At 51.0% G+C, this 12,431-nt stretch carries 8 protein-coding genes and 2 tRNA genes; 3 read left to right on the forward strand and 7 right to left on the reverse strand.

Features of this window, described 5'->3' with window-relative positions; translation table 11 throughout:
* Positions 1 to 424 precede the first annotated feature (424 nt).
* The 4 genes from JRI95_07470 to JRI95_07485 form a co-directional block, all read right to left on the reverse strand.
* Positions 425 to 500, reverse strand: a tRNA-Glu gene (locus JRI95_07470).
* Positions 501 to 525: 25 nt separating this feature from the next.
* Positions 526 to 599 (reverse strand) — tRNA-Gln (locus JRI95_07475).
* Positions 600 to 681: 82 nt separating this feature from the next.
* A complete protein-coding gene (gene gltX / locus JRI95_07480) occupies positions 682 to 2,097 on the reverse strand; it encodes a glutamate--tRNA ligase (GenBank protein ID MBW2061388.1) in 1,416 nt (471 codons plus the stop codon).
* Between the two features lie 87 nt (positions 2,098 to 2,184).
* The gene (locus tag JRI95_07485; protein MBW2061389.1) at positions 2,185 to 3,579 is read right to left on the reverse strand and encodes an alkaline phosphatase family protein; all 1,395 of its coding nucleotides are present in this window, start codon (positions 3,577 to 3,579) and stop codon (positions 2,185 to 2,187) included.
* A 690-nt stretch (positions 3,580 to 4,269) separates the two neighbouring features.
* Between JRI95_07485 and JRI95_07490 the strand changes: the two genes are divergently transcribed.
* The 3 genes from JRI95_07490 (at position 4,270) to JRI95_07500 (ending at position 7,929) form a co-directional block, all read left to right on the forward strand.
* Positions 4,270 to 4,470: a cold-shock protein gene (locus JRI95_07490; GenBank protein ID MBW2061390.1), complete on the forward strand. Its 201-nt coding sequence runs from the start codon at positions 4,270 to 4,272 to the stop codon at positions 4,468 to 4,470.
* 883 nt (positions 4,471 to 5,353) lie between these two features.
* Positions 5,354 to 7,429: an elongation factor G gene (gene fusA, locus JRI95_07495; GenBank protein MBW2061391.1), complete on the forward strand. Its 2,076-nt coding sequence runs from the start codon at positions 5,354 to 5,356 to the stop codon at positions 7,427 to 7,429.
* 14 nt (positions 7,430 to 7,443) lie between these two features.
* Positions 7,444 to 7,929 carry a MogA/MoaB family molybdenum cofactor biosynthesis protein gene (locus JRI95_07500; GenBank protein MBW2061392.1) on the forward strand — a complete coding sequence of 162 codons (486 nt, stop codon included), beginning with the start codon at positions 7,444 to 7,446 and terminating at the stop codon, positions 7,927 to 7,929.
* A 209-nt stretch (positions 7,930 to 8,138) separates the two neighbouring features.
* On the opposite strand, the gene JRI95_07505 is transcribed toward JRI95_07500, so the two are convergent.
* From JRI95_07505 to JRI95_07515, 3 genes are all read right to left on the reverse strand, one after another.
* Positions 8,139 to 8,912, reverse strand: a complete 774-nt coding sequence (locus JRI95_07505; protein ID MBW2061393.1) for an SDR family oxidoreductase — start codon at positions 8,910 to 8,912, stop codon at positions 8,139 to 8,141.
* Between the two features lie 93 nt (positions 8,913 to 9,005).
* Positions 9,006 to 10,688, reverse strand: a complete 1,683-nt coding sequence (locus JRI95_07510) for a long-chain-fatty-acid--CoA ligase (protein ID MBW2061394.1) — start codon at positions 10,686 to 10,688, stop codon at positions 9,006 to 9,008.
* Between the two features lie 232 nt (positions 10,689 to 10,920).
* On the reverse strand, positions 10,921 to 12,360 hold the full coding sequence (locus JRI95_07515) for a 4-hydroxybutyryl-CoA dehydratase (protein MBW2061395.1): 1,440 nt from the start codon (positions 12,358 to 12,360) through the stop codon (positions 10,921 to 10,923).
* Positions 12,361 to 12,431 lie beyond the last annotated feature (71 nt).

Here is a 12,431-nt window from a genome sequence, read left to right on the forward strand (position 1 = left end):
GTATAGACTTTTTTCCCTTGTTTTGACTTGATGCGTTCGATGTGCATATTGGCTACCAATATAACACATTAGTTCTATTTGTCAAGATATATATTATTATTTTACTGGCTACCACTTTTTGACTAAAAACACACTTTATTCTCAGAATATCAATAGCTTATATCATTTGCACGCCGGAACATCGGTTGTATAGGGCGGTTTAAAAGTGCGGGTATGGCGGTCCAATAGTGCGCAACCAAGTTAATAAATGTGGATATTATCCTTGGTTAAGTGACCCTTTAAAAATCTGGATTCCACGAGCTACACAGAAATACATCTATACTAGCTCGTAAAACTATGGCGCTTTGTTGGGAATGATGTTGGGAATTGATTTTATTGCATGAATAGGGGTCAACTAATATTAGCTAACCCCTTGAAATTTTTCTGGTAGTCCCAACGGGGATCGAACCCGTGTCTCCGGCGTGAGAGGCCGGTATCCTAGACCGCTAGACGATGGGACCTCATATAGAGACCTGATCAATTTTTTGGCTGGGGGACAGGGATTCGAACCCCGGTATGCAGATCCAGAGTCTGCTGTCCTGCCACTAGACGATCCCCCAGCATGTTAATGATCTTATCTAAATTCCCTTTTGCGGTCAACCGCTTTTGGCTCAAAAGATGTCTGTATCAAAGAAATCGCACTTATGCGCCAGGCAGAGCGGCCATGTATTTTTGAGCCTTTTTCAGCCGGGCCAAAACGCGATTCTTACCTAAAATACTCATGATCTCGAACAGACCCGGGCTGGCCGACCGCCCGGTCAGGGCGAGCCGCACCGCCTGGGCGATCTTCCCGAGTTTGATATCGTGCCTCTTAACCAGGTCCTCGAAAAGAGACTCCAGGCCCTTTTCAGTAAAAGCATCAAGGGCTTTGACCCGCTCGATCAGATCGGCCATAACCGGGGTTAAATCGAGTTTCAAAAATTTCCTGGCCGCCTTGGATTCATACTCGATCTTATCGTCATCCACCAGATAGAATTTTGCCCCATCGGCCAGTTCGTCCAGGGTCTTGGCCCGAGGCTGCAACGTAACCACGGCCCGGGTTAAATAGTCCCTGTCCGGGCTGGACAGGCCTTTCTGCTGGAGAAAGGGCATGACCAATTCGGCCAGACGGACCGGGTCGGCCTCCTTGAGGTAATGGGCATTGAGCCAGTTAAGCTTTTCAATGTCAAATATCCCGGCTGACCGGCCGACGTTATCCAGGCTGAATTTTTCAATCAACTCCTCCCGGCTGAATATCTCCTGATCGCCAAAAGACCAGCCCAATCGCACCAGATAGTTCACCAGGGCTTCTGGCAGATAGCCGGTTTCTCTGTAGGCCAGTACAGAAGTGGCCCCGTGCCGCTTGGAGAGGCGCGCCCTGTCAACGCCCAGGATCAGAGGCACGTGCCCGAACTCAGGAGGCGAAGCCTCAAGGGCCTTATAAAGCAGAATCTGACGCGGGGTGTTGTTCACGTGGTCGTCACCGCGCAGCACGTGCGTGATGTCCATGGTCAGATCATCCACGACCACTGCAAAGTTATAAGTCGGCAGGCCGTCGCTTCTGAGGATGACCAGGTCGTCCAGTTCAGCATTGTCCATGACGATGTGACCTTTGATCAGATCGTTCCAGCCCGTGGTTCCGGTCAGGGGGCCTTTGAAGCGTACCACCGCCTCTGGTCCAGGTCCGAGGCCCTTATCTCGACACTTGCCATCATACTTGGGTTTCCCGCCCTGTTTGAGGACCTGTTCGCGGCGGGAGGTAAGCTCATCAGGCGTGCAGTGGCAGTAGTAGGCTCGCCCAAAATCGAGCAGCCTTTCAATATATTCCAGGTAGATTTCAATGCGCTGGCTTTGGAAATACGGCCCTTCGTCCCAGTCCAGCCCCAGCCAAGTCAATGACTCCAGCACGGCCGCAGTGGCTTCCTCGGTTGAACGCTGAACGTCAGTGTCCTCGATACGCAAGATAAAGGCGCCCTTGTTAGCCCTGGCCAGGAGCCAGTTAAACAGAGCGGTTCTTGCCCCGCCGATATGCAGGTAACCGGTGGGGCTGGGAGGGAAACGGGTTCGAATCTTATTCATGTGTCAAGCTGTCCTTGTTAATCTTTAAAGGGAAGTATTTACCAAAAAGTTCCATAAGGCACAAGGGACAATAAAAAAATGCCTTCATTACCTTATGACGCGCCCGATCATGTCTGACCGGGGGTCCAGGCCAAGGTAATCCAGGACGGTGGGGGCAACGTCGTAAATATTAAGCCCCCTTCGCTGCCCAGGCGACCGGTTCAAATCCCCCTCTTTGACGGTCATGATCAGGAGACCGTCCTGGGCATGATTGGCGTCATCAGGGCCAATGTCATTCTCAAAGGTATAAAGAGGCTGATCTTGGCCCACGAGACCTACTGACCGCCAGGCCAGATTTCCAAAATAAACGATAAGATCAGGAGGCACGTTCCTTACGGCGCGGTATATTTCCTCCGGCTTGAAAACCCGGGTTCCCATGGGTTTGTTCAGGTGATCCACCTGGTTTTCAAGCTGGTCCTTGATTTCGCTGCGAAGCTTTTCATAATCTTCAGGCCGGATCTGACCTTGAGGCTCCCGGCCGGCCACATTAAAAAAGAGGCGGCCGTAGTACCCGCCTTCACCCCAGACCCTTGTGCCTGACCAGTCAACCATATTTGGAGTCAGCCGCACCGCAGTCTTCGGTGTTTCTTTGAGCGTAAGATACCCTTCCCTGATCAGCCATTGGTTAATGGAGAAACCTCCGACCATGGTCCGGGCTCCGTGATCCGAGACGACCAGGAGCATGGTTCCTGCCGGGGCAAGCTCGACCAGCCGCCCGATTTTGGCGTCCAGCTCCCTGTAGTAGTCCCGGATTACAAACTCGTACCTGTTGCCCGGTTCATAAAGACGATGCATCTGATCGTGATAACGCCAGAAACCGTGCTGGATGCGATCCACGCCCATCTCAACCATCATAAAGAAATCCCAATCTTTCCTGAAGAGAAGATATTCCGCGGCCTTAAAACGAGCATCAGTCATCTTGCGGATCTGGGCCAGGAGCCGGTCCTTATCCTCGGTACGAAATTCATCCACATCAATCATGTAGTCACCACCGGCAGCTTCGTCCAGTTCAGTTTTGAACTCATCAGGATATGTGAATTGCACCTCCTTGTTCGGCGCCAGAAAGCTGGAGACCATAATCCCCTTTAGCGGCCGGGGGGGATAACTTTGAGGCACGCCCAGCAGGATGGCTGTAAGCCGATTGCGGGAAAGGAGCTGATAAAGCGTTGTCTCTTTAATGTGGCTCGAATTTGCCAGGTAAAGGGCGTCATAGGAATAATCCTTGCGGTTCCGAAAACCATACAGACCTAGCTGGCCCGGGTCCTTGCTGGTCAGCATGGAGGCCCAGGCCGGGACGGTAATAGGCGGAATGGTGCTCCTCAGCGGGCCATACAGACCCTGGTCCATCATGGCTGACAGGTTCGGGAGATCGGTCCGCCACTGATCGAATACGAGGCCCGGTTCAGCGCAATCCAGGCCCATAATAAGCACCTTCTTTTGCATCTCTGATGTTCTTTATACCATAAAACAGGGAAACTTTTTAAAGGTCCGTCAGGAACTTCTCATAAAAATGCTCCTTAAAATAGACCCGGGTTTTAAAATTCCTTCCGAATCATTATATCGCACCCAGGAAGAAATCGAAGCCTGGGATGGCAGGTATCTCATTTTTGCAAACAGCCTGAACGAGTATGGGCCAGTCATATCTGAATAAAAAAAATCTTCTAGCGCATGAATCGCCGCAAAAAAGATGCAGATTTCACCGCACTTGAAAAAGGTCTCCCCAATACCCTAACAGGATAAAAAAACTTGGTTATATCATTGAGGACAAGCTCGGAGATCACCTGGCAGGAAGCCAGAAACTGCAATTAATTATAAGGGGCTCAAAGATAAACTTGAGCTGCATCTGAAGCATGAGAAAGTTCAAAAGAAGATGGGAATCTCGACTGAAAAGCTCAAACAAGAAGCAGAAATCAAGCTATGTTTTACGAGCGGCCCGGAAGAGCTGACATCCTGTTCACTCACTATTTCAACTCAACTATCTTTTTATCTTGACCTTTTTGAAAAATTTGTTCTATGATACCTTAATAAGTTAATGTCCCAGCGATATTCATGAAGTGATTTCGCGACAAAGGTTGGTCTCTTTTAAGAGAGACAATCAGGGGCACGGGACCTTATCTGAAGGAGGATCATATCTTGACAAAAGGCACCGTGAAGTGGTTCAGCAACAAGAAAGGGTACGGGTTCATCGAACAAGACGATGGAGGGGACATCTTTGTTCACTATTCCTCTATCGAAACACCTGGGTTCAAAACTCTCGAAGGAGGAGACCGGGTGACCTTTGATGTGGAAGAAAGTGAGCGAGGCCCTGAAGCCAAGAACGTTAAGAAGGATTAATTAGCAGGAATATCGCTGTTTAAGACATCTCATTTCCCTATGATGGGATGTTCAATTTTTAGGAACAGATCCAAATTATTTGATTGTTTCTTAAGGGGAGCTTTTTTAAAAATTACCTCTTGAGATGTAATCGCGAACATTAGTATTTGGTTTCACCAAAACTAGTTACCTGCGATACACGTCTGGGATATCCATTTTAAAATTTAAAAAAAGAATGCTGAGCGGCTGGGAAATTTCCTGAGGATAACCATGTAAACCGACTGACTTCCAGGTGAACCAGTTCTTCGTAAAAAAAGAACACAGCCATGAAACCAAAAATTTTGCAGGGGTATTTCTGCTAAAATTAGAATTTATTTATAATAATAGCAAAATATTACGAAAAAAACCTCCCGCTCGGCACATACTCAGCCTCTTCGTGCAGATATCGAAACACAGCCCCCTTGTATTTTCAAAAAAAATGGATATATTTCCCCACAAGAATGAGAAATCGTTCACCAACCCAATAAAATGTCCAACCCGGACATACCCACCTGGAGTCCCTGACTGCGCCCTTATCCTAAGGCATTACGCCAGGGACTCCTTCCCTACCTCAACCTTGTGTTTCAATGAAAGACCCCATCCAAAGGCCTGACAGCATCTGTTGAGGAGGCTGGCGGCACGAAGCGGCATCCCTCCCCCAGGATCTGAAAGTAAAATTATATTTATCTTGGCAGTGCTTTCTGAATGGAGTAACTTGTATCAGGTTTTGGTTGCAGCGGCCTCGCGAGCTGAAAACAAAACTTAACCCTCAGCGGGATATTGTTCATTTCTTTTCCTTGACATTTCACACACTTTCACTTAGATTTTTTTATTAAGCTCATTGCTTGCAAACAAAGGAGCAGATATGAAAGACATCACTCAAGTGCGTAATATCGCACTTATTTCTCATGGCGGTTCAGGCAAAACCACACTGGCCGAAGCCTTTCTCTACTTTACCAAAACAACCAACCGCCTGGGCAGCGTGGATGAAGGCACAAGTATCCTTGACTTTGAACCTGAAGAAATCAAGCGCCGCGCCTCCTTAAGCTCTGCTTTTCATCACTTACCCTGGAAAAAAAACGTGATCTCCTTCGTGGACACACCAGGGGATGAGAATTTCATCAATGACACCATGACCTGTCTACAGGGGGTGGACGGCGCGGTGGTTCTGATTGACGCCGTGGATGGGATTAAAGTCGGCACTGAAAGAGTCTGGGAGTTTGCTGACAGCTCCGAATTACCTCGCCTGATCTTCATCAATAAAATGGACCGGGAGCGGGCCGATTTCTTCAAAATTGTTGATGAATTAAGCAAGTTATTTAAAATAAAATGTGTGCCTGTCCAGGTACCTATCGGCGCTGAACATGACTTTAAAGGTCTGGTTAACCTTTTGGATGCAAAGGCCTATATTTACGAAGCGAAAACAGGCAACTTTTCTCAGGGTGACATCCCGGACGACCTGGCCGAAATTGTACTGACCTGGCGGGAACAATTGATTGAAAATATAGCTGAAACCGATGACGACCTCTTAGAAAAATACCTGGATGCCGGTGAACTCAGCTCCGAAGAAATCAATCAGGGCCTGTTCAGTAGTGTCAAGTCCAGGAACCTGGTCCCGGTTTGCTGCGGGTCCGGTTCGACCTTCATCGGTCTGTCTCATTTATTGGACCTGATTAAAGACGTTCTGCCTTCACCTGTGGAAAGGGGTCCGATTCAAGGGCACTCCCCGAAAGACAATGGTGAAATCTCGCGAGAGCCCAAGGCCGACGAACCTTTTTCCGGCCTGGTCATTAAAACAATTACCGATCCTTACGCTGGACAATTATCCATCTTTCGTGTCTTTTCAGGGACCATCACGCCGGATTCAACCTTTTATAACGCCTCCAGTGAGACAGGGGAACGTTTTAGCCAGCTTTTGATGCTTGAGGGAAAATCCCAGAAACCAATAGAATCGGCCGGTCCAGGGGATATTGTCGCCGTGGCCAAGCTCAAGGCCACAACCACGGGCAACACCCTCTGCGACGAGTCGGCCCCGGTTGTCTACCCCACTGTCGAACCTTTGCCAGCCATTGTCTCGTATGCAGTCAAACCAAAAACAAAAGGTGACGAAGAGAAGGTCTTTACCTCCTTGTCGAAAATCATCGAGGAGGACATAACCCTGAACCTCTCCCGGAATGAGCAGACCAAAGAGATCATCCTGTCAGGCATGGGCCAGATCCATATTGAAGTCACCCTGGAAAGAATCATGCGCAAGTTTGGGGTTGAGGTCCAGCTTAGCACCCCAAAGGTGCCTTATAAAGAAACAATCAAAAGGCACACCAGGGTACAAGGCAAGTATAAGAAACAAACGGGCGGCCGGGGCCAGTACGGGGATACCTGGCTGGAGATCGAACCTTTGCCTCGCGGGGCTGGATTCGAGTTTGAAAATCGTATCGTAGGCGGTGTCATACCCAGACAGTTCATCCCGGCCGTGCAAAAGGGAATCGTTGAAGCCATGGCAGACGGTGTTATTTCGGGTCATCCCATCGTAGATATCAAGGTCAAACTGGTGGACGGCTCTTATCACTCTGTGGATTCATCGGAAATAGCCTTCAAAATCGCCGGGTCCATAGGTTTTAAAAAGGGATTTCTTGAATGCAATCCGTCCATCCTTGAACCGATTATGCTTCTGACAGTTACTGTGCCTGATGAATACATGGGTGATGTCATCGGGGATTTGAACAGCCGCCGAGGTAAGGTTCAAGGCATGGACACCAGGAGCGGGCGCCAGTACATTCGCGCTCACGTGCCTCAGGCTGAAATCATGGACTATGCCCCCATCCTTAAATCAATTACCGGTGCTCGAGGCTCGTTTTCAATCGAATTCGACCACTACCAGGAAGTCCCGCCGCATATCTTTGAAAAAATCGTGGGAGAGTCATCCAAAGGTTCGGGAGAATAGGATACGGGAAAAAAATGTATCTTTGCGGATTACTCATGGCCAGCACCAAGGGCGCGGCCGGATTGCGCGAGGACGCCACCGGCCCCCATCTCAAGGCCCGCCTGGCTGAAGCCGGTTTCGAGGTCCGCGCCTCAAAGATTGTCACTGACGATTTAAACGAGATCGTGAGGCAGATTCGCACTTGGATTGATGAAGAGGAACTGGACCTGATCCTGACGTCAGGCGGGACAGGGCTGAGTCCAAATGATGTCACCCCTGAGGCAACCCGGGCCTTGATCGAAAGGGAGGTGCCTGGCCTGGCCGAGGCCATTCGGGCCGCAGGCCGCACCAGCACACCTCATGCCGACCTGTCTCGCGGCCTGGCCGGGGTACGCCGTCAGAGCCTCATCATCAACCTCCCAGGCAGCCCGCAAGGCGCCTTGGAAGGGCTGGAAACCATCCTGCCTGCCCTGCCTCACGCCCTGGATAAAATCAAAGGCGATACCACGGACTGCGTCTAGTGTTATGTCCCAAAATTAGATGATTAAAATGTCTCATAGCTTGTCATTGCGAGCCCTTTGCTTCTCCGCGAGGCACTCTCTCATTTAATTTCTCCAAAAGCTCTTGTGCCAATCGCTCTAGGCGCCAGGTTTTCAGGCCATTGACATAGAAGGAGGCTTGGGCAGCGAAGATGCCGGTGGATTTGGTGTTTGCAACGTGATCTTACTCATTATACGAACAGCATCCCTCCATCCAGCAGAATAGATTGCCCGGTCATGCCCTCCGACTCGCTGGAGGCCAGATAGACGGCTAACGGCGGTATCTCTTCAGGCTGCAGCAATCGGCCGATGGGTATCCTTTGTTTGATTGCCTTCAGCGCCTCTGGGGAGGGGGGACCAAGCTGGGAAGCCATATCGGTCTGGACCACTCCCGGGCAGATGGCGTTGACATTAACGCCATGCTGGCCCATCTCCAATCCCAGACATCTGGTCATGCCCACCAGGCCGTGCTTGGAAATATTATAGGCGCTCTGATACAGAGAAGCCCATTTGCCTGCGGTCGAGGCGATGTTGATGACCTTTCCCTTTTTGCGTTCGATCATATGCCTTAAAACAAACTGCGTTACGTTAAAAGGCCCGTAGAGGTTGACCTTCATAATGCGGTCGAAATCCTCGTAACTGTAGTCAACAAATGGAGAGCGCTTGTAAATACCGGCGTTGTTAACCAGGATATCAATCCGCCCGAATAACTCGATGGCTTTCTGGATCATTGCCTCCACGGCGCCCCGGTCAGCCACGTCCACGGTATACAGTTCTATTCTCCGGCCCGACCTGGAGGCCAGCTTTTGAGTTTCTTTTAGTGTCTCCATCCGGGTAGCGCATAAGAATAGATCGGCCCCTTCCCGGGCAAAGGCGATCGAGATCGCCCGCCCGATTCCCCGGCCGGCTCCGGTGATCAGGGCGACCCGATCTTTTAATCTTTGCGATTGATGATCAGCTTCCATTTCAAGAATCTCCTTTGTATCCGGGTATAAGACCGAACCATGGCCATACCTTTCCTGCGGGACTGCCTTTCGAGACGCTCTCTCCAGTTCGCCTCAGGTCTTCACGAATTTTTGCTTGAGCTCCGCTTTCAGGACCTTGCCTTGAGGGTTGCGCGGTAAGGGTGAATCAATGAAAGCCACGTACTGAGGCACCTTAAAGTGCGCCAGACGCTGCTCACAGAACTCCTGGATTTCCTCTGCCTTAGCTTCCTGATCTCTCCTGAGATAGATGATAGCCTTGACCTGTTCGCCGAAAGTTTTATCCGGCACGCCTATGACCGCGGCTTCAAGGACCTTGGGATGCTCATAGAGCACGTCCTCGATCTCGACGCAGTAGATATTTTCTCCGCCGCGCAGGATCATATCCTTCTGACGATCAACCACATAAAGGAACCCTTCCTCATCAATCCGGCCGATATCCCCGGTATGCAGCCAGCCGTCAATGATTGTCTCCGCCGTGGCCTCAGATTTATTCCAGTATCCCTTGATGATATTCGGGCCCTTGATCAGGATTTCCCCGACTTCATTGGCTGGCAAATCGTTTCCGGCCAAGTCCACTGTCTTTATCTCGACCACAGGCGCTGGTTTGCCAACCGAATCAGGCTTCCTGATAGCGTCTTCGCCCCGGAGAAGGGTGGTGATGGAGGATGTTTCGGTCAGGCCGTAGCTGTTTCCCAGGGACAACTGGGGGAAGGCCTCGTGCAACCTCTTAACCATGTCTGGCGGGGCCGGAGCGCCTCCGTAACTGGCGCTTGTCAGGCTGCTGAGGTCGTATTTATCGAAATTGGGTGAATCCAGCATCATGATGTACATGGTCGGCACCCCGACCATGGCGGAGACCTTTTCTTTCTCAATGGCCTCCATGGCCTCATCCGCCCTGAATCGTCTCAAAATGACGAGCGTTCCGCCCAGGGCTATACTGGTCACCAGCTGGGAATGGCATCCGGTGACATGAAACATCGGCACGGTTAGAAGCTGCTTCCTGGCCGCCTCCATTGATTCCTCATCTGTACTTCCGGGAGGCGGCGCTGCCGAGAGTATGCCGCTGGCGGCGTTATAGACGTTGGTGATAAAATTCATGTGCATGGTCATGGCGCCTTTGGGCCTGCCTGTCGTGCCCGAGGTGTAAAAGATACTGGCCACATCCTGCTCCGAAATCGGCTCCTCGCACATGGGCGCGTCCGGCTCAGCGAGCAGCGTTGAGAAAGGCAGCGTCCCGGTAATTTCCTCATCACCCGTAACGAAGATATGTTTAAGGGCAGGCAGGTTGTCCTTGATCTGGCTAATGCTGTCCCAGTATTTTGGGTCCATGACCAGAACAGAGGACCCGGAATCGCTCAGACCATATTCAAGCTCTTCGCTCTTCCACCAGCAGTTGAGCGGGACAGATATGGCGCCAATGCTCGCAGTGGCAAAGAAAACAATGGGAAAGGCGGTGGCGTTCCCGAGGATCATGGCCACACGGTCGCCTTGGCGCACGCCCAAATCCTGCAGAACCTTGCCAGCGCTTTTGACCAGACGGCCGAATTCTTGGAAGGTAAAGCGCTGATCCTGATAAACCATGCACTCTTGATCACCAAACATGGCCGTTGAGAACGCCAGCAGGTCCCTCAAGGTTTTCATCCGATTCTTGTAGACCTTCATCCTGACGCCGTTGACTTCCTCCTCACCGACGACCAACAGTTCCTCAAGGTTCAGCTCAAGCCCGTTGATGCCTGCCTCAGTCTCCTGCGTCATGCCCATACCCCTTTCTTGGTGTAATTACAATCTTGATTATTTACTGGAAACCACCTCATTAATTTTCCGGGCCAAAACATTTTTAAGATTAAAAATGACAAGGGCGGAGATAAACCCCGCCCGTTATGTTTCTGGTCTAAACAAGCCGGTGATCTCGAAAATCACACACTCGCAAGGGCACCATTTTTTAAAGCGCCTTTCTGAAAGCAATTCCAGATCAGAGACTGCTCACTTATTTTAATTCAATACCCGCAGCCGCCAGGGCGCCCTTTTTATATTCCTGTAAAGGCGACTCCATCAGGATCATCATGCGCTGCGCCTCCATTGAACCCTCACCATGCATGGTCACCACCTCCATGTGCGCGCTCCCTGCGGAACATACCATGTCATGTGTCAGTTGTATCATCTTCATGCGCTCTAAAGAAGTGTACCTGGGAGAGGCCCCGAGGTAGTATTCCAGATAATCGTGAAGGTCCGGATTCTCCCAATCCTGAAAGGTCGGCATGGTCGTGATGATCCCACCGGAAATATCCTGGATGATTCTTAGTATTTCGTGGTAGTGACTCGCAAAGTGCAGTTTACCCATATTGGTGATGAGCGGATTGGGCACCGCGATGTCGCCGTACATCACAGGCGATTTCATAGCCGCTGTAGCCAGGGCCTTGAGTGTCTCCACGTAAGCGGCCACCTCCATGAGCTTGCCGCGAATGTGACCTTTGGTCTCAATGCCGTTCATCTCCGCCATGGCCACGGCCACTCCGGCCATGAGTTCCACGGCCGGAATCTTATAGCTGACCGCGGTAAAGCGATGGTAGGTCGCAAAGTTATAAGCAATCCTCATGGAATGTTCCCACTCGCCGCACATGAAGACACGATCCCAAGGCACGAGGACATTGTCAAACACAATCATGGCCTCCACCAGGCCGCGCACAGGACGGCCCAGGGGAAACTCGGACGGCGTGCGCTCGCCGCGGCTGGGCCGACAGATGAAAGTGATGCCCGGGGCATTGGCCGGGATGGAAAAGGCGACGGCGTACTCTGGTTCGTTTTCCCGCATCTGGCGCGTCGGGAGCACCAGAAGATCGTTAGCCACCGGGGCGCCGGTAATATGAATCTTGGCCCCTTTGACGATGATCCCGTCTTTGTTCTTGTCCACGACACGAAGATAGTAGTCCGGGTGAGTCTGTTTGGCCGGGGTCTGGCCACGGTCGCCCTTGACGCAGGTGATCGCGCCGCAGAGGTTCAGATCGTTTTTACGCAGGTGTTCAAGGTAATTACCGGCGCGCTCCCCATACTCCGGTTTCCCGATTTCCTTGGCCGTGGTCATAATGGCATACATGGCATCGGTTCCAATGTCCTTCCCAAAAGGCAGTCCCCCGGTGATCCGGATGGAATCCCCAATCATCTGAAGCCTTTTTTCAAGGTCCTCCGGGGTATGCGGCGGCTCGAAATACCTGCTCATCGGCTCGCCTGTCTCCGGGTGAGGCATCACAAAAAGGTCGCGCACCGCCGGGTCATCCGAATGAGTCAACTGGTAGTCCCCGGCCGCGGTCTCCACGCTGATCTTGAGGATGGGGTGCGTTGTAATGTCCTCGATCTTCTCCCCGAAGATATATACCTGACGCCCATCCTTAAGACTTTCTTTAAACTCTTCTACTGTACGAAGTCCCATGTCAAACTCCTTTCTTTATTAATAAATGGTTATTATGAGGTGATTGAATTACACGGCTTGCTCACTCACGG

It is taken from the genome of Deltaproteobacteria bacterium (assembly GCA_019308995.1).
In the GTDB taxonomy this organism is placed as follows: Bacteria; Desulfobacterota; Desulfarculia; order Adiutricales; family JAFDHD01; genus JAFDHD01.